The organism is Novosphingobium beihaiense (assembly GCF_022832375.1).
In the GTDB taxonomy this organism is placed as follows: Bacteria; Pseudomonadota; Alphaproteobacteria; order Sphingomonadales; family Sphingomonadaceae; genus Novosphingobium; species Novosphingobium beihaiensis.
The window spans coordinates 295,020-312,289 of the sequence record NZ_JALHLG010000005.1 but is presented as its reverse complement, the minus strand read 5'-3'; the positions used below and the strand labels follow the sequence as shown (position 1 = coordinate 312,289).

The 17,270-nt window shown below is 62.9% G+C and carries 17 protein-coding genes and 1 pseudogene; 1 reads left to right on the top strand and 17 read right to left on the bottom strand.

From position 1 onward, the window contains the following. Positions 1–2: 2 nt before the first annotated feature. From MTR66_RS05095 to MTR66_RS05020, 16 genes and pseudogenes are all read right to left on the bottom strand, one after another. Positions 3–725 carry a biotin--[acetyl-CoA-carboxylase] ligase gene (locus MTR66_RS05095; protein ID WP_243918445.1) on the bottom strand — a complete coding sequence of 241 codons (723 nt, stop codon included), beginning with the start codon at positions 723–725 and terminating at the stop codon, positions 3–5. A 15-nt stretch (positions 726–740) separates the two neighbouring features. Then, positions 741–2,204 (bottom strand): NADH-quinone oxidoreductase subunit NuoN, encoded by a 1,464-nt coding sequence (gene nuoN / locus MTR66_RS05090; protein ID WP_243918443.1) that lies wholly within the window; start codon positions 2,202–2,204, stop codon positions 741–743. Further along, positions 2,204–3,736 (bottom strand): NADH-quinone oxidoreductase subunit M, encoded by a 1,533-nt coding sequence (locus MTR66_RS05085; RefSeq protein WP_243918441.1) that lies wholly within the window; start codon positions 3,734–3,736, stop codon positions 2,204–2,206. Before MTR66_RS05085 ends, nuoN begins: the two co-directional genes overlap by 1 nt. 4 nt (positions 3,737–3,740) lie before the next feature. Then, entirely contained in the window at positions 3,741–5,765 is a 2,025-nt protein-coding gene (gene nuoL / locus MTR66_RS05080) for an NADH-quinone oxidoreductase subunit L (protein WP_243918439.1), read from the bottom strand. Between the two features lie 4 nt (positions 5,766–5,769). Further along, positions 5,770–6,075: an NADH-quinone oxidoreductase subunit NuoK gene (gene nuoK, locus MTR66_RS05075; protein WP_243918437.1), complete on the bottom strand. Its 306-nt coding sequence runs from the start codon at positions 6,073–6,075 to the stop codon at positions 5,770–5,772. After that, positions 6,072–6,689, bottom strand: a complete 618-nt coding sequence (locus tag MTR66_RS05070) for an NADH-quinone oxidoreductase subunit J (RefSeq protein ID WP_243918436.1) — start codon at positions 6,687–6,689, stop codon at positions 6,072–6,074. The genes nuoK and MTR66_RS05070 overlap by 4 nt, the downstream gene beginning before the upstream one ends. Before the next feature lie 15 nt (positions 6,690–6,704). Next, positions 6,705–7,190, bottom strand: a complete 486-nt coding sequence (gene nuoI / locus MTR66_RS05065) for an NADH-quinone oxidoreductase subunit NuoI (RefSeq protein WP_067732060.1) — start codon at positions 7,188–7,190, stop codon at positions 6,705–6,707. Then, positions 7,187–8,230, bottom strand: coding sequence for an NADH-quinone oxidoreductase subunit NuoH (nuoH, locus tag MTR66_RS05060; protein WP_243918435.1), 1,044 nt, complete (start codon positions 8,228–8,230; stop codon positions 7,187–7,189). Before nuoH ends, nuoI begins: the two co-directional genes overlap by 4 nt. Further along, complete coding sequence (gene nuoG / locus MTR66_RS05055; RefSeq protein ID WP_243918434.1) at positions 8,227–10,245, bottom strand: NADH-quinone oxidoreductase subunit NuoG; 2,019 nt, start codon at positions 10,243–10,245, stop codon at positions 8,227–8,229. The genes nuoH and nuoG overlap by 4 nt, the downstream gene beginning before the upstream one ends. Next, the gene (nuoF, locus tag MTR66_RS05050) at positions 10,245–11,546 is read right to left on the bottom strand and encodes an NADH-quinone oxidoreductase subunit NuoF (protein ID WP_243918433.1); all 1,302 of its coding nucleotides are present in this window, start codon (positions 11,544–11,546) and stop codon (positions 10,245–10,247) included. The genes nuoG and nuoF overlap by 1 nt, the downstream gene beginning before the upstream one ends. A 3-nt stretch (positions 11,547–11,549) precedes the next feature. Then, a complete protein-coding gene (locus MTR66_RS05045; protein ID WP_243918432.1) occupies positions 11,550–12,218 on the bottom strand; it encodes a complex I 24 kDa subunit family protein in 669 nt (222 codons plus the stop codon). Beyond that, on the bottom strand, positions 12,211–12,411 hold the full coding sequence (locus tag MTR66_RS05040) for a hypothetical protein (RefSeq protein ID WP_268740257.1): 201 nt from the start codon (positions 12,409–12,411) through the stop codon (positions 12,211–12,213). Before MTR66_RS05040 ends, MTR66_RS05045 begins: the two co-directional genes overlap by 8 nt. Next, complete coding sequence (locus tag MTR66_RS05035) at positions 12,408–13,619, bottom strand: NADH-quinone oxidoreductase subunit D (RefSeq protein ID WP_243918429.1); 1,212 nt, start codon at positions 13,617–13,619, stop codon at positions 12,408–12,410. Before MTR66_RS05035 ends, MTR66_RS05040 begins: the two co-directional genes overlap by 4 nt. A 14-nt stretch (positions 13,620–13,633) precedes the next feature. After that, positions 13,634–14,245, bottom strand: a pseudogene (locus MTR66_RS05030) (NADH-quinone oxidoreductase subunit C); the annotation flags it as partial. A gap of 115 nt (positions 14,246–14,360) precedes the next feature. Beyond that, on the bottom strand, positions 14,361–14,918 hold the full coding sequence (locus MTR66_RS05025) for a NuoB/complex I 20 kDa subunit family protein (protein ID WP_243918427.1): 558 nt from the start codon (positions 14,916–14,918) through the stop codon (positions 14,361–14,363). Continuing rightward, positions 14,915–15,289 carry an NADH-quinone oxidoreductase subunit A gene (locus tag MTR66_RS05020; protein ID WP_243918426.1) on the bottom strand — a complete coding sequence of 125 codons (375 nt, stop codon included), beginning with the start codon at positions 15,287–15,289 and terminating at the stop codon, positions 14,915–14,917. Before MTR66_RS05020 ends, MTR66_RS05025 begins: the two co-directional genes overlap by 4 nt. A 472-nt stretch (positions 15,290–15,761) precedes the next feature. Here MTR66_RS05020 and MTR66_RS05015 point away from each other — a divergent pair, with 472 nt between their 5' ends. Next, positions 15,762–16,955, top strand: coding sequence for an acetyl-CoA C-acyltransferase (locus MTR66_RS05015; RefSeq protein WP_243918425.1), 1,194 nt, complete (start codon positions 15,762–15,764; stop codon positions 16,953–16,955). Between the two features lie 86 nt (positions 16,956–17,041). Here MTR66_RS05015 and MTR66_RS05010 read toward each other — a convergent pair whose 3' ends face one another. After that, positions 17,042–17,257, bottom strand: coding sequence for a hypothetical protein (locus tag MTR66_RS05010; RefSeq protein ID WP_243918424.1), 216 nt, complete (start codon positions 17,255–17,257; stop codon positions 17,042–17,044). Positions 17,258–17,270 lie beyond the last annotated feature (13 nt).

Here is a 17,270-nt window from a genome sequence, read left to right as displayed (position 1 = left end):
CCTCAATGTGGCGCGCTTGCAAGCAGGACATCGCCTGCGTGGACCGTCCGCTGCGTTCCATCGGCCAGCTCCAGCAGGAGGTTTCCATCCTGCGAAAGCCCGGCAAACCTGCCTTCAAGCACATCCTCACCCGGCGGAAGCACCCTCAACGGCGTTCCCACAGGATGGGCGGCACTTTGCCAGCGGCGCAACAGCGGGGCAAGGCCAGCGCTGCGCCAGCGGTGCAGTTCCCGATCAAACGAGGCCGCGAGCGCTGCCGCAAAGGCATCGCGATCCGGAGCTGGACCGTAGTCTGCGAGCGAAGCAACAGCGCGGTCCGGAATGTCGGGCGCGGCGGCAAGGTTTACGCCGATACCAACAATCACCGTGCCCGCCGCCATTTCCAGCAGGATACCGGCAATCTTGGCGCCATCGAGCAGCAGATCATTAGGCCACTTGAGCCAGAGCGCCCTCGCTTGCGGCACGAACGCAGCCAGTGCCTCATGCACGGCAAGCCCCGTCATCAGCGCCAGTGTAGAAGGCGGCGGATCACCCGGCCCGGGCCGCACCACGGTGGAGCCCATGAAATTCCCGGCCCCGTCGTTCCAGACGCGGCCGAGACGCCCCCTGCCCGCGCTCTGGCGGTTGGCGACGAGCCAGTCGCCTTCGGGCAGGTATTCCCCGCCCGAAAGCATGGCCATCAGATCCGCATTGGTGGAACCGGTTTCTTCGACGGTCCGGATCAAAGCGCCCAGATCGGATCAGAGCGCATGGAACAGCGCGGTCGCGGCCGTATCGGCCAGACCGCCGAGCCACTTGGTCAGCAGGAAGCCCAGCGGCGAGATCACAAGGCAGGAGATCACGAGGATCAGCTTGTGCCACACGTCGCTTTCGCCCTTCACCACATCGGCTGGTTCGTCGAAGTACATGACCTTCACAACCTTGAGGTAATAGAACGCGCCGATCACCGAAGCCGCGAAGCCCAGCGCCGCAAGCACGATCATGCCGCCGTCAACCGCAGCCTTGAACACCAGGAACTTGCCCCAGAAGCCGAACATGGGCGGAATACCGGCAAGGCTGAACATGACCATGGCCATGCCCAGCGCCAATCCCGGACGCGTGCGCGACAGGCCGGCGAAGCTGGGGATGTGCTCGACGTAATTGCCGTTCTCGTCCTTCAGCATCAGGATTACCGCGAACCCGCCGAGCGACATCGCGATATAGATCGCTAGGTAAAACAGCATGGCCGAAGCGCCCTGCGGCGTCGCCACGGCGAGACCGACGAGGATGAAGCCGACGTTGTTGATCGACGAATAGGCCATCAGGCGTTTGATGTTGGTCTGGCCGATGGCGCCCAGCGCACCGACCACGATCGAGGCGAGCGCCAGGAACAGCACGATCTGCTGCCAGGCCGCGGCCTGATCGCCGAAGGCATCGAGCAGCACGCGCATCATCAGGCCGAGAGCAGCCACCTTGGGCGCGGTGGCGAAGAACATCGTCACCGGCGTCGGCGAGCCTTCGTAAACGTCCGGCGTCCACATGTGGAACGGCACGGCGCTGATCTTGAAGGCGAGGCCTGCCAGCATGAAGACGATACCGAACAGCGCGCCGTTCGAAAGACCGCCCGCCAGCGCGGCGTTGATGCCGCTGAACGCGGTGGTGCCGGTGAAGCCGTAAACCAGGCTCATACCGAACAGCAGAATGCCCGAGGCCAGCGCGCCCAGCACGAAGTACTTGAGGCCCGCTTCGGCCGAACGGTCATCGGTGCGCAAGAAGGCAGCGAGCACGTAAGCGGCGAGCGAGTTCATTTCGAGGCCGATGTAGAGCGTCAGCAGATCGCCCGCCGAAACCATGATGCCCATGCCGAGCGCGGCGAAGAGCACCAGGATCGGATATTCGGCCCGCATCGCCTTGAAGCGGTCGAAAAAGGCAGGCGCGATCACCAGCGAGGCGGCGGCCGAGAGGTAGATCAGAACCTTGGTATAGCTCGCGAAAGCATCGGCGTGGAACTGGCCGAAGAAGGCCGAGGTATCCGGGCCCATCGCCCCGCCGCACAGCGCGGGTGCGACCATGGCTCCGGCAGCCACCAGCGCGGCCACCGAGAGGATCGAGATCAGACGGCTTGCCTTGTCCCCGCCCCAGGCGGCAACGAGAAGCAGGATCAGGCCTGCAATGCTAAGCGTTTCTTCCGGCGCGATCAGGCGCAGCGACTGCGACCAGTCCATCAGTGTGCCCCCTCATGCGCAACTTCTTCGTGCACAGGCTTTTCCTTGCCAACAGTGACCTTGGAGTCTCCCTCCGGCGCCGCAGAGGCGATCCGGGCTTCCAGCGCGGCGATATCGGCGCGCATGGGAGCAATGAAACTCTCGGGATAGACGCCCATCCACAGCACCGCGAGCGCCAGCGGAATGACCATCAGGTATTCGCGGGCGTCGAGGTCCAGCATGGCAGCGGCATCGGCGTTCTTCTGGTCGCCAAAGGCAACCCGGCGGTAGAGATAGAGCATATAGCCCGCACCCAGAATGATCCCGGTGGCGCAGATCAGCGCGGTCCATGTCGAGATCGCATAGATCCCCGCAAGGCTCAGAAATTCGCCGACGAAACCGCTGGTGCCCGGAAGGCCGATCGAGGCCATCGTGAAGAGCAGGAAGAACAGCGCATAACGCGGCATGTTGATCGCAAGGCCGCCGTACCGGGCGATCTCGCGGGTGTGCAGGCGATCGTAGATGATGCCCACGCACAGGAACAGTGCGCCCGCGACAAGGCCGTGGCTCAGCATGACCATCATCGAGCCTTCCAGCCCCTGCGTGTTGAACGCGAAAAGACCGATCGTCACGATGCCCATGTGGGCGACCGAGGAATAAGCGATCAGCTTCTTCATGTCGTCCTGCACCAGCGCGATCAGCGAGGTGATCACGACGGCGGCCATCGACAGACCCCAGATCAGCGGCGCGAACTGTGCCGAGGCTTCGGGGAACATCGGCAGCGAGAAGCGGATGAAGCCGTAACCGCCCATCTTCAGCAGCACGCCCGCCAGGATCACCGAACCGGCGGTCGGCGCCTGAACGTGCGCGGCGGGAAGCCAGGTGTGGACCGGCCACATCGGCATCTTCACCGCGAAGCTGGCGAAGAACGCGAGCCACAGCCAGGTCTGCACCTTCGGATCGAAGTTGTAGGCCATCAGCGTCGGCACGTCGGTCGTCCCCGCGACGTGAACCATGTAGAGCATGGCCACCAGCATCAGCACCGAGCCGAGCAGCGTGTAGAGGAAGAACTTGTAGGCGGCGTAGATACGGTCCTGACCGCCCCAGATGCCGATGATCAGGTACATCGGGATCAGGCCGGCTTCGAAGAACATGTAGAACAGGAAGATATCCTGCGCGCAGAACACGCCGATCATCAGCGTTTCCATGATCAGGAACGCGCCCATGTATTCGCCGACGCGCTTCTCCACCGACTTCCAGCTCGCGCCGATGCAGATCGGCATGAGGAAGACCGTGAGCACAATCAGCAGAAGGGCAATGCCATCGATGCCGAGCGCATAGGAGAAGCCCGAGAACAGCTCGTGCCGTTCTGTGAACTGCCACTGCGCGCCGCCGATATCGAAATTCAGCCAGAGCACCACGCCAAGCGCGAAATCGACCAGGGTCGCAACCAGCGCCAGCGTGCGCGCTGCTTTCGCGTCAAGGAAGAAGCACGCCAGCCCCGCCACCAGCGGCACCAGCATCATCACGCTGAGGATCGGAAAACCACTCATCATCTTATCCCGCGATCACCCAGCTGATGGCGCCGACAAGGCCCAGCAGCATTATGAGAGCATAGCTGTACAGATAGCCCGACTGGACCTTCTGCGTGTAAGTCGAACCCTTGGCCACGGCCCAGGCGGCGCCGTCCGGACCGAAACGGTCGATGACGCCGATATCGAGCACCTTCCAGAACACCTTCCCGATCCAGAAAGCCGGGACGACGAACATGTAGTGATAGAGCTCGTCGAACATCCACTTGCGGTACACGAAGGTGTAGACCGGCCCGAGCTGCTCGGCGACAGCCGCCGGGAAGCGGGTGTTCTTGATATAGCCATACCAGGCGATGACGAGGCCGATCAGCATCACGATGAAAGGCATGTATTTGATCACGCCCGAGATGCCGTGCATCGCGTGGATCAGGTGTTCGTGGAACACCAGCGAACCCTTCCAGAATTCGCCCATGCCATCGCTGACGAAAGCGTGCTCGAACACATAGCCCGCGGCGATCGCACCGACCGAAAGCAAGATCAGCGGGATCAGCATGACCAGCGGGCTTTCGTGCGGGTGATAACCGGCGGTACCGTCATCATGATCCGCGTGCCCGTGCCCATGATCGTCATGACCGTGGCCATGCGCATCGTGGACCGCGTGCTGGATGTGCTCGGAGCCTGCCCAGCGCGGCTTGCCGAAGAAGGTCAGGAACACCAGACGCCACGAGTAGAAGCTCGTCATCAGCGCCGCGACAATGCCCATCCAGTAAGCGAAGTGGCCCATGCCGGTGCCGCTCGCGTAAGCAGCCTCGATGATCGAATCCTTCGAGTGGTAGCCCGCGAATCCCACGCCGAACAGGCCGACGCCAGTGATCGCGAGAGTGCCGAAGGTCATCGCCCAGAAAGTGATCGGGATCTGCTTACGCAGGTTGCCGTAGAAGCGCATGTCCTGCTCGTGGTGCATCGCGTGGATCACCGAACCGGCGCAGAGGAACAGCAGCGCCTTGAAGAAAGCGTGCGTGAACAGGTGGAACATGGCCGAGCCGAAGGCGCCCACGCCCGCTGCAAAGAACATGTAGCCAAGTTGCGAACAGGTCGAGTACGCGATCACGCGCTTGATGTCCCACTGTGTGCAGCCGATCGTGGCGGCAAAGAAGCAGGTGGCGGCACCGATGAAGGTGATGAAGGTCATCGCCGTCGGGCTCGTCTCGAACATCGGCGAGAGGCGGCAGACCATGAACACGCCGGCGGTCACCATGGTGGCGGCGTGGATCAGCGCCGAGACCGGGGTCGGACCTTCCATCGCGTCCGGCAGCCAGGTGTGCAGGCCAAGCTGCGCCGACTTGCCCATGGCACCGACGAACAGCAGCAGGCAAAGCACCGTCATGGTATCAAAGCGCATCCCGAGGAAGCCGATGGTCGAACCGGCCATGCCCGGCGCAGCGGCGAGGATATCGGGGATCGAGACCGTGCCGAACACCAGGAACGTGCCGAAGATGCCGAGCATAAAGCCCAAGTCACCCACGCGGTTGACCACGAAGGCCTTGATCGCGGCGGCACTGGCCGACGGCTTGCGGAACCAGAAACCGATCAGGAGGTACGAGGCAAGGCCCACGCCTTCCCAACCGAAGAACATCTGCACCAGGTTGTTCGCCGTCACCAGCATGAGCATGGCGAAGGTAAACAGCGAGAGGTAGGCGAAGAAGCGCGGCTGATCCGGCTCTTCGTCCATGTAGCCCCACGAATAGAGGTGCACCAGCGCCGAGACCGAGGTGACGACGACGAGCATGACCGCGGTCAGCGTATCAACGCGCAGCGCCCAGTCGAAGTTCAAGGTACCCGAGGCGACCCACTTCATGACCGGAACGACGGTCGCCTCGGCGCTGCCGTTCAAGAACTGAATGAAGATCGGCCAGGACAGCCCGCACGCGATAAACAGCGCGCCGGTCGTAATCGACTTGGCCGCCACATTACCGAGCTGCTTGTTGCCAAGCCCGGCAATGATCGCTGCCAGCATCGGCAGGAAGACGATGATCAGGATCTGGTTCAACGCCTTATCCCTTCATCCGGTTGACGTCGTCGACGGCGATGGTGCCGCGGCCACGGAAGTAGATCACAAGGATTGCAAGCCCCACTGCCGCCTCGCCGGCCGCCACCGTCAGCACGAACATCGCGAAGATCTGTCCGGTCAGGTCGTGCAGGAAGGCGCTGAAAGCGACGAGGTTGATGTTCACCGCAAGCAGGATGAGTTCGATCGCCATCAGGATCACGATCACATTCTTGCGGTTGAGGAAAATGCCGAGGACGCCGAGCACGAAGAGGATCGAGCTCACCACGACATAGTGTTCGATACCGATCACAGTTGGACCCCCTTGCCGACTTCCGGCTTGACGTTGACCGTCGCCTCATCGGGACGGCGCGCGATCTGCTTGCTGATCTTCTGGCCGCGCGTATCGCCACGCTGGCGGTGGGTCAGCACGATGGCACCGATCATGGCGACGAGCAGGATCACGCCAGCCGCTTCGAAAAGGAACAGATAGCGGCTGTAGAGCAGCGCGCCGATCGCTTCGATGTTGGTCGTGCCAGCAGGCTGTGCCGCCGTGCCGTCGGGCGTGCCGAGTTGCAGCGCACCGGCCTTGTAGGCACCGATGCCCAGGACCATCTCGGCCAGCAGGACGATCGCCACCAGCATGCCCAGCGGGAAGTTCTTGACGAACCCGGCGCGCAGTTCCGCGAAATCGATGTCCAGCATCATGACGACGAACAGGAACAGTACCGCGACCGCGCCGACATAGACGATGACCAGCAGCATCGCGATGAATTCGGCACCGACGAGGATCATCAAACCGGCAGCGTTAAAGAACGCCAGGATCAGCCACAACACCGAATGCACGGGATTGCGGGAAAGGATGGTGATCGCACCCGACGCAATGGTCATCACGGCGAAAAGATAGAAGGCGATAACGTGAATCATGAGCCCGCGCGCCTCCTAGCGATACGGCGCATCGGCTTCAAGGTTCGCGGCAATCGCCCGCTCCCACTTATCGCCGTTCGCCAATAGCTTAGCCTTGTCATAGAGCAGTTCTTCGCGCGTTTCGGTCGCGTATTCGAAGTTCGGCCCCTCGACGATGGCATCGACCGGGCAGGCTTCCTGGCAGAAGCCGCAGTAGATGCACTTCGTCATGTCGATGTCGTAGCGCGTGGTGCGGCGCGAACCGTCTTCACGCGGCGCCGCCTCGATGGTGATCGCCTGTGCCGGGCAGATCGCCTCGCACAGCTTGCAGGCGATGCAGCGTTCCTCGCCGTTGGGATAACGGCGCAGCGCGTGCTCACCACGGAAGCGCGGCGAAAGCGGGTTCTTCTCGAACGGGTAGTTGATCGTCGCCTTGGGCTTGAAGAAGTACTTCAAGGTCAGCCAATGCGCCTTCACGAACTCCCAGAGCGTGAAGCTCTTGATCAGTTGAGCGGCGGTCATGCGAAGTGTCCGGTAGCCATGAGGTAGCCGCTGACGAGAACAACGAACAGCAGCGATACGGGCAGGAAGACCTTCCAGCCCAGGCGCATCAGCTGGTCATAGCGGTACCGCGGGACGGTCGCCTTCACCCAGCTGAACACGAAGAAGAAGAACAGCACCTTGAGCAGGAACCAGACGATGCCCGGCACGAGGTACAGAACGGGGATGTCGAGCGGCGGCAGCCAGCCACCCCAGAACAGGGTCGCGTTGAGCGCGCACATCAGCAGCACATTGGCATATTCGCCCAGCCAGTAGGCGGCGAAAGCCATCGACGAGTATTCGGTCTGATATCCGGCAACGAGCTCCGATTCCGCCTCGGTGAGGTCGAAAGGCGCGCGCTGCGTCTCGGCCATGCCCGAGATCAGGAACATGACCCACATCGGGAACAGCAACGGATTGAACACGAAGCCGTTCAGCAGCCAGACGTGATCCTGCTGCGCCTTGACGATACCGTTCATGTTGAACGTTCCCGCCCACAGGACGACGCAGATCAGAATGAAGCCGATCGAGACTTCATAGGAAATCATCTGCGCCGAAGCACGCATCGCGGAGAAGAACGGGTACTTCGAATTCGAAGCCCAGCCCGCCATGATCGTGCCGTAAACGCCCAGCGAGCTTATCGCGAGCACATAGAGCAGGCCGACGTTGATGTCCGCGAGGATCGCGCCCGAATTGAACGGGATCACCGCCCAGGCCATCAGCGCGACCGTGAAAGTCACGACCGGCGCGATCAGGAAGATGCCCTTGTTCGCGGCCGAAGGAATGATGGTTTCCTGCAGGAAGACCTTGAGACCGTCCGCGAAGCTTTGCAGCAGGCCGAACGGGCCGACCACGTTGGGGCCGCGGCGCAGCGCCATGGCGGCCCAGATCTTGCGGTCGGCATAGATGATCATCGCCACGCCGAGCAGCAGCGGCAGCGCGATCAGCAGAATGCCGCAGATCGTCGAAACGAACCATGCCCATTCGTAGGACATGCCGAGGGTCTGGAAGAACGCAGTCATTCCGCAGCCTCCGCGATCTCCTCACCGTGCAGCAATTCAGCCGAACATTGCTGCATGGTCGCGCTGGCGCGAGCGATGGGGTTGGTCATGTAGAAGTCCTTGACCGGGTAGGCGATCGGGCCGGATGCGGAACCGCCACCGGCAGGCAGGTCGCTCCCGTAGTCCGCCAGGCCTTCGATGCCAAGGGCCGGGACTTCGGAAATCATCGCGGCGCGCAGTTCCTCGAAACTGTCGAAGCCCACCGAGACGCCGAAAGCGTCCGCCAGAGCGCGCAGAATGGTCCAGTCTTCACGGGCATCGCCCGGTGCGAACACGGCCTTGTCAGCCCACTGCACGCGCCCTTCGGTGTTGACGTAAGTACCTGCCTTCTCGGTGTAGGCCGCGGCAGGCAGGATCACGTCGGCGGCATGGGCGCCCTTGTCGCCGTGATGGCCGACATAGACGATCATCGAGTCGGCGAACTTGGTGTAATCCACCTCGTCCGCGCCGAGCGAGAGCAGCACCTTGGGCTTGGCCGCGACGATATCGGCGATGCCGCCCTTCTGCGCGAAGCCAAGCATAAGGCCGCCCATGCGGGCCGCTGCCATGTGGAGCACGTTGAAGCCGTTCCACCTCGTGCCGTCTTCCAGTTCGCGCACGATGCCGATCTGCTCGCCGACCGAAAGCGCAGCTTCCAGACCGCCCCGGCCGATCCCTGCACCGCCGACAATGATCGCCGGACGCTTGGCATCGCGGATCGTTTCCCAGACGTGGTTCGGCAGATTGCCGATGACGGACAGGTCTTCGCCGAGGAACTCACCGCCGAAGGTGGTTTCCCACTCGGGGCCGATCAGGAAGATCTTGGCGCCGCGCTTCACCGCCTTGCGCAGGCGGGCATTCACCAGCGGCGCTTCCCAGCGCACGTGGCTGCCAACGATCAGGATAGCATCGGCGGTCTCGATACCGGCCAGCGTGGTGTTGAAGTTTACCGCCGCAAGGCTGGACGTGTCGTAGTCCATACCGGTCTGGCGGCCTTCGAGCAAGCTCGAACCAAGTGCGCCGGTCAGCTTCTTGGCCGCAAACATCGTCTCGCAGTCGAGCATGTCGCCCGCAACCGCCGCAATCGAGTTACCGGGGTTCAGCGTGGCGATGGCCGCGAAAGCCTCGTTCCACGTCGCGGGAACCAGCTTGCCGTCGCGGCGCAGGTAGGGCTTGTCGAGACGGCGCTTGGTGAGGCCGTCCACCATGTAGCGCGCCTTGTCGCTGATCCATTCCTCGTTCACGTCGTCATTGACACGCGGGAGGACACGCAGGACTTCGCGGCCACGGCTGTCGATGCGGATATTGGCACCGACGGCATCGGACACATCGATGCCCAGCGTCTTCTTCAGCTCCCACGGCCGCGCCTCGAACGCATAGGGCCGCGAGGTCAGCGCACCGACCGGGCAGAGGTCGATCACATTGGCCGACATCTCATGCTTCGCGGCCTGCTCCAGATAGGTGGTGATCTGGGTGCTTTCGCCGCGATAGAGCGCGCCGATCTCGTCGACGCCCGCGATTTCCTCGGAGAAGCGCACGCAGCGGGTGCAATGGATGCAGCGCGTCATCGTGGTCTTGATGAGCGGGCCCATGTTCTTTTCGGTCACGGCGCGCTTGTGCTCGTGATAGCGCGAGCCGCCACGGCCATAGGCCACCGACTGGTCCTGCAAGTCGCACTCGCCGCCCTGGTCGCAGATCGGGCAATCGAGCGGGTGATTGATGAGGAGGAACTCCATCACCCCTTCCCGCGCCTTCTTGACCATCTCGGAGTCAGTGCGGATTTCCTGCCCCTCGCCTGCCGGAAGCGCGCAGGAAGCCTGCGGCTTGGGCGGCCCGGGCTTCACCTCGACGAGGCACATGCGGCAGTTGCCAGCAATCGACAGGCGCTCATGATAACAGAAGCGCGGGATTTCCTTACCGGCCAGCTCGCAGGCCTGCAGGACAGTGGCGCCCTGCGGGACTTCGATTTCTACGCCGTCTACGGTTACCTTGGGCATTACTCAGCGGCCTCCGGCATGTTTTCAGCGATCCGGCGTTCCAGCTCGGGGCGGAAGTGGCGGATCAGGCCCTGGATCGGCCATGCGGCCGCGTCGCCCAGAGCGCAGATGGTGTGGCCTTCGACCTGCTTGGTCACCTGCTGCAGCATGTCGATTTCCTCGACCGCCGCGTCACCGGTGCGCAGGCGTTCCATCACGCGCCACATCCAGCCCGTGCCTTCGCGGCAGGGCGTGCACTGGCCGCAGCTCTCGTGCTTGTAGAAGCGCGAGAGGCGGGCAATGGCGCGCACGATATCGGTGGACTTGTCCATCACGATCACGGCGGCCGTGCCGAGACCGGAACCGACGGCCTTGAGACCGTCGAAGTCCATCGGCGCGTCCCAGATCTGCTCGGCGGGAACCAGCGGGACAGAGGAACCGCCCGGGATCACGGCCAGCAGGTTGTCCTTACCGCCCCGAATGCCGCCGCAATGCTTTTCGATGAGTTCGCTGAAGGGAATGCTCATTTCCTCTTCGACGACACACGGCTTGTTCACGTGGCCAGAAATCTGGAAGAGCTTGGTGCCCTTGTTGTTTTCCCGCCCAAAGCCGGAGAACCACGATGCGCCGCGCCGCATGATCGTCGGCGCAACGGCAATGGACTCAACGTTGTTGACCGTGGTCGGGCAACCATAGAGGCCTGCACCGGCCGGGAACGGCGGCTTGAGGCGGGGCTGACCCTTCTTGCCTTCGAGGCTTTCGATCATCGCGGTCTCTTCGCCGCAGATGTAGGCGCCCGCGCCGCGATGGACGAAGACGTCGAAATCGTAGCCCGAACCGCAAGCGTTCTTGCCCAGCAGGCCCGCGGCATAAGCCTCATCACGCGCGGCAAAGAGCGTTTCCGCCTCGCGAATGTATTCGCCGCGAATGTAGATGTAGGCCGCGCGCGCGCCCATCGCGAAACCGGCAACCAGCGCGCCTTCGAGCAAGATATGCGGATCGTGACGGATGATCTCACGGTCCTTGCACGAACCCGGCTCGGATTCGTCGGCATTGATGACGAGGAAGCTGGGCTTGGGATTGCCGTTATGATCCTTGGGCGGTTCCTTCGGCATGAAGGACCACTTGAGGCCGGTGGGGAAGCCCGCACCGCCGCGCCCGCGAAGCCCCGAGGCCTTGACCTCCTCGATAATGGCTTCCTTGCCCTTGGCGAGAATATCCTTGGTGCCGTCCCAGGCGCCGCGCGCCTGCGCTTCCTTCAGGTTCCTCGGCTGATAGCCGTAGACATTGGTGAAGATGCGGTCCTTGTCCTGGAGAGCCATGGCTTACCACTCCCCTCGATAATCGTGATTTTCGGAGACCATCTCCTTGAGCGTGGTCGGCCCGCCCGATGGTTCGACGGTGTGGCGGCCCGGCTCCTGCGTCCCGGCCTTGGGCGTTTCGCCCTTGGCCAGAGCATCGAGCACCGCGTCCATGCGCTCCGCCGTCAGATCCTCATAGTTGTCATCGTTGATCTGCACCATCGGGGCCGAGGCGCAATTGCCCATGCACTCGACTTCGGTGAACGACCACATGCCGTCTTCGGTGGTGTGGCCGGGTTTCATCCCGCGCTTCTTGCAAGCGGCGATGATATCGTCCGATCCGCGCAGCATGCACGGCGTGGTGCCGCAGACCTGCACGTGGAAACGGCCGATCGGGGCGATGTTGTACATCGTGTAGAACGTCGCGACCTCGACCACGCGGATGATCGGCATGTCGAGGTAAGCCGCGACATATTCCATCACCGGGATCGGCAGCCAGCCTTGCGTGTTTTCCTCCGCGCCGACCTGGCGCTGGGCGAGATCGAGCAGCGGCATCACGGCCGAGCGCTGGCGCCCCTCCGGATAGCGTGCGACGATCTCCTTCGCCTTCGCGGCGTTGGCTTCGGTCCAGGCAAAATTGCCCCAACGCGCCCGCAGTTCGGGCGTATCAGGTTCGATATAGCGGTCAGCCATGCTTACCCCTGCGCTTCAGCCATTGATCCTGGCCGAAAAAGAAAATCTCGAAACCGGCGATCGCACTCACAAGCATGGCGATCGTCGGAGACGGCTGCGATCCGGTGGAGAGCACGCCGAAATAGAGCGCGACGAGGAACAGCCCGGTCATGGCCGCCCACACGCGGATCATCTCCACCGTCGTCAGCCTCAACGGTCGCACTCCCCGAACACCACGTCGATGGCGCCCAGAATGGCGGTCGCGTCCGGCAGCATGTGGCCCTTGGACATGAAGTCCATCGCCTGCAGGTGGCTGAACGCGGTCGGACGGATCTTGCAGCGGTAAGGCTTGTTGGAGCCGTCCGAGACCAGATAGACGCCGAATTCGCCCTTGGGGCTTTCGGTAGCGACGTAGACTTCGCCCGCCGGAACGTGGAAGCCTTCGGTGTAGAGCTTGAAGTGATGGATCAGCGATTCCATCGAGCTCTTCATCTCGGCGCGCTTGGGCGGCGAGACCTTGCGGTCGTCCGAGCAGATCGGGCCTTCGGGCATCTCGGCCAGGCACTGCTTCATGATCTTCGCGGACTGGCGCACTTCCTCGACGCGGACCATCATACGGTCGTAGCAGTCGGAATTGGTGCCCACCGGGATCTCGAAGTCCATGCGGTCATAGACGTCGTAAGGCTGCTGCTTGCGGATATCCCAGGGGATGCCCGCCGCGCGGATCATCGGGCCGGAGAAGCCCCATGCAATCGCGTCTTCCTTGCTGACAAGGGCGATATCGACATTGCGCTGCTTGAAGATGCGGTTGTCGACGACGAGGCTCATCGCGTCCTCGAACAGCGTCGGCAGGCGCGTGTCGAGCCATTCGGCCATGTCGGCCAGCAGCTTGAGCGGCACGTCCTGATGCACGCCGCCCGGACGGAACCAGGCCGAGTGCATGCGGGCGCCCGAAGCGCGCTCGAAGAAGTTGAGGCAATCCTCGCGGATTTCGAACAGCCACAGGTTCGGCGTCATCGCGCCCACGTCCATGACGTGGCTGCCGATGTTGAGCATGTGGTTGCAGATACGGGTCAGCTCGGCGAAGAGCACGCGCAAGTACTGGGCGCGCAGCGGCACTTCGACGTTGAGCAGCTTTTCGACCGCCAGCACGTAGGAGTGCTCCATGCCCAGCGGCGAGCAGTAGTCCAGACGGTCGAAGTACGGCAGCGCCTGAAGGTAGGTCTTGTGCTCGATCAGCTTCTCGGTGCCGCGGTGCAGCAGGCCGACGTGCGGATCGATGCGCTCGATCACTTCGCCGTCCAGCTCCATGACCATGCGCAGCACGCCGTGCGCGGCCGGGTGCTGCGGACCGAAGTTGATCGTGTAGTTGTCTACGACTTCGCCCGTGGTGGTGGGCGACTGTTCGAGCTGCATGCTCATACTTTGTCTCCCTCGGCCTTCTCATCGCCCGGCAGCACGTATTCCGCGCCTTCCCAGGGGCTCATGAAGTCAAACTGGCGCAAGTCCTGCGCAAGCTTGACCGGCTCGTAGACCACGCGCTTATCCTCTTCGGAGTAGCGCAGTTCCTGATAGCCGGTGAGCGGGAAGTCCTTGCGGAACGGATGGCCTTCGAACCCGTAGTCGGTGAGGATGCGGCGCAAGTCCGGGTTGCCCGCGAAGATCACCCCGTACATGTCGAACACTTCCCGCTCCAGCCAGCCCGCGTTGGGCCACAGCGTGGTGACAGTCGGCACCGGCGTATTCTCGGCCGCGTTAACCTTCACCAGCAGGCGGTGGTTCTTGGTGTACGACAGCAGCATGTAGACGACATCGAAACGCTCGGGGCGCGAGGGATAATCCACCCCCGCCATTTCCATCAGCGCCTGATATTCGTGCTCGTCACGCAGCAGCTTGAGCGCGTTCTCGATCTCGCCGCGCGCAATGGTGAGCACGACTTCGCCATGCTCTTCCTTGCCGGACACCAGCATGGAGCCGAGCGCGGCGCTCAGCGTATCGAGAACGCCTTCGTTCGAAGCGAACTTGGGGGCGGAATGGAGGACGGTCATACAGCACTCCAGCCGTTGCGCGCGGGCTTCGACGAGCTCAGCCTGAGCGGGGTTGGGGTTTGTTCCAAAGTAAAGGTCCGCTCATCCTGAGCTTGTCGAAGGATGCTCACGCCCCTCACCTTTCCACCGTGCCGACGCGGCGGATTTTCCGCTGCAACTGCATCACGCCGTAAAGCAGCGCTTCGGCAGTCGGCGGGCAGCCGGGCACATAGATATCGACCGGCACGATGCGGTCACAGCCGCGCACGACGGAATAGCTGTAGTGGTAGTACCCACCGCCATTGGCGCACGAGCCCATCGAGATGACGTACTTCGGCTCCGACATCTGGTCATAGACCTTGCGCAGCGCCGGGGCCATCTTGTTGCACAGCGTGCCGGCCACGATCATCACGTCCGACTGGCGCGGCGAGGCGCGCGGCGCGGCACCGAAGCGCTCCATGTCGTAACGCGGCATGTTCACGTGGATCATCTCGACCGCGCAGCAGGCAAGGCCGAAGGTCATCCACCACAGCGAGCCGGTGCGGGCCCACTGGAACAGTTCCTCGGTCGAGGTCACCAGAAAGCCCTTGTCGGACACTTCCTGATTGAGGTCGTTGAAAAACGCCTGATCGGGGGCCGTCACAGCGCCGCCTTGCGAAAGGGGCCGTCCGGCAGAGTTCACGAGTGTGCTCATTCCCAGTCCAGAGCTCCCTTCTTCCATGCATAGGCAAGGCCAATGGCCAGTTCGCCGAGGAATACCATCATCGTCACCCACCCGGCCCAGCCGGTCAGCTTGAGCGAGACGGCCCAGGGAAACAGGAACGCGGCCTCAAGGTCGAAGATGATGAACAGGATCGCCACCAGATAGAAGCGCACGTCAAACTGGCTGCGCGGATCCTCGAACGCGGGAAAGCCGCATTCGTACTCGCTGTTCTTGTCGGCGTTGGGCTGGTGCGTGCCGGTCAGGCGGGCCACGCCCATCGGCAGAAAAACGATTACCGCCGATAGCGCCAGTGCGATCACCAGGAATATCAGGATCGGCAGGTATTGTGACAGATCAGTCAATGGTTCTGGCCTCATACCGGAATGCGACTGCCGGACTCACCTCATACGGGGCACGCCCGGTCGTTGGGCGCGCTCTTAGGACAGGCCTCCCGGCATCGCAAGGTGTCGCCTTGGATTATTCCGGCCTTATCCATTGCAATGCAACAAGACTCTGGCCGGTAAGGCCGGAATTCGGGCTTTGCACGCACGGTCCGGGCAACTTCATGACATCGCCTGGCGCCGCTTGCCCTGCCGCGAGTCGGGCTGGCAATATCCCTCCGGCTTCCCATCTTGATGCGGGAAGTTCCTCGAAATCCCGCCCGGAAGGTGGGCAGGACCAGAAGAGCTGCCGCCAGACTTTGCCCGGCGCCGAGCGGTCGCGGTTCCGGAACAGTATACCGTTACGGCCCCCATTTTTCCGTCATTGCATTTGGTGCATCGCAACATTATCCGGTCGGCAACTGTCTAACACTATAACTTGAGAGGCACGCACATGGCTCAGATTTCGGCTTCAGACCCGATTGTCATTCTTTCTTACGCTCGCACGCCGATGGGCGGCCTGCAGGGTTCGCTGGCCGAAGTCGCCGCGACCGACCTTGGCGCGACCGCTGTGAAGGCCGCTGTCGAGCGCGCCGGAGTCGCGGGCGACGACATCGAGCGTATCTACATGGGCTGCGTGCTGCCTGCCGGTCTTGGCCAGGCCCCTGCCCGCCAGGCCGCGCTCAAGGCCGGCCTGCCCAAGTCGGTCCAGGCCACCACGGTCAACAAGGTCTGCGGCTCGGGCATGCAAACAGTGATCATGGGCGCAGAGGCGCTGGCCGCCGGTTCGCTCGACGTGGTGATCGCGGGCGGCATGGAGTCGATGACCAATGCTCCCTACCTCTCGAAGAAGCACCGCAGCGGCGCCCGGGCCGGTCACGACACGCTTTACGATCACATGTTCCTCGACGGCCTCGAAGATGCTTACGAAGGCGGCTCGATGGGCTCCTTCGCCCAGGTGAGCGCTGACGAATACCAGCTCACCCGCGAAGCCCAGGACGATTACTCGGTCGAGTCGCTGCGCCGCGCGGTGGAAGCGATCGAGACCGGTGCGTTCAAGGGCGAAGTCGTTCCCGTCACCGTCAAGACCCGCAAGGGCGAAGTGATCGTCGACACCGATGAGCAGCCGCCCAAGGGCAATCCGGAAAAGATCCGCACGCTGCGTCCGGCCTTTGCCAAGGACGGCACCATCACCGCCGCCAGCTCCAGCTCGATCTCCGACGGCGCCGCAGCCATGGTGCTGACCCGCAAGAGCGTGGCCGAAGCCAAGGGGCTCTCCCCGGTCGCCACCGTCGTAGGCGTTGCGGCACACGCACAGGAGCCCGCCAAGTTCACCACCGCTCCGGTGGGCGCGATCACCAAGCTGATGGAAAAGACCGGCTGGAACCTGGCGGACGTCGATCTGTTCGAAGTGAACGAGGCTTTCGCCTGCGTCGCAATGTTCGCGATGAAGGACCTCGGCATCCCGCACGACAAGGTCAACGTCAACGGCGGCGCCACGGCGCTGGGCCACCCGATCGGCGCTTCTGGCTCGCGCATCATCGTCACCCTGATCAATGCCCTGAAGGAAAAGGGCCTGAAGAAGGGCGTCGCCTCGCTCTGCATCGGCGGCGGCGAAGCCACGGCCGTGGCCATCGAAATGGCCTGATAGCCGGGCTACAGCACTGAACACGAAAACCCCCGCCCTTACCGGCGGGGGTTTTTCGTTAGATGGCGAGCTATTGTGCTGTCCGGCTATTCTGGAAAATTCATTTCCTCAGCACGCGCGTCTGCCTTTTCCTGTTGGATAACGGCACGCCGGTCAGCCATGGACTTGGCCTTGTCCGCCAGCCCCCGCCAAGTCGCTTCGGATCGCAGTGCCCGCTGACGTACATTGTCCAGCTTTGCTGCGGCCGCTTCGGCAGCGGCCTCGCGCGCCCGGCTGTCGTAGAATTCGAAACTCTGGCTCATGGGTTTCTCCCGT

Bases quoted from the DNA above. Each gene is read 5' to 3' on its own strand.
- nuoN (WP_243918443.1), bottom strand. From the start codon at position 2,204: ATGGACTGGTCGCAGTCGCTGCGCCTGATCGCGCCGGAAGAAACGCTT.
- MTR66_RS05085 (WP_243918441.1), bottom strand. From the start codon at position 3,736: ATGAGTGGTTTTCCGATCCTCAGCGTGATGATGCTGGTGCCGCTGGTG.
- MTR66_RS05070 (WP_243918436.1), bottom strand. From the start codon at position 6,689: ATGATTCACGTTATCGCCTTCTATCTTTTCGCCGTGATGACCATTGCG.
- nuoI (WP_067732060.1), bottom strand. From the start codon at position 7,190: ATGACCGCCGCTCAACTGATCAAGAGCTTCACGCTCTGGGAGTTCGTG.
- nuoH (WP_243918435.1), bottom strand. From the start codon at position 8,230: ATGACTGCGTTCTTCCAGACCCTCGGCATGTCCTACGAATGGGCATGG.
- nuoG (WP_243918434.1), bottom strand. From the start codon at position 10,245: ATGCCCAAGGTAACCGTAGACGGCGTAGAAATCGAAGTCCCGCAGGGC.
- nuoF (WP_243918433.1), bottom strand. From the start codon at position 11,546: ATGGCTCTCCAGGACAAGGACCGCATCTTCACCAATGTCTACGGCTAT.
- MTR66_RS05045 (WP_243918432.1), bottom strand. From the start codon at position 12,218: ATGGCTGACCGCTATATCGAACCTGATACGCCCGAACTGCGGGCGCGT.
- MTR66_RS05035 (WP_243918429.1), bottom strand. From the start codon at position 13,619: ATGAGCATGCAGCTCGAACAGTCGCCCACCACCACGGGCGAAGTCGTA.
- MTR66_RS05025 (WP_243918427.1), bottom strand. From the start codon at position 14,918: ATGAGCACACTCGTGAACTCTGCCGGACGGCCCCTTTCGCAAGGCGGC.
- MTR66_RS05015 (WP_243918425.1), top strand. From the start codon at position 15,762: ATGGCTCAGATTTCGGCTTCAGACCCGATTGTCATTCTTTCTTACGCT.
- MTR66_RS05010 (WP_243918424.1), bottom strand. From the start codon at position 17,257: ATGAGCCAGAGTTTCGAATTCTACGACAGCCGGGCGCGCGAGGCCGCT.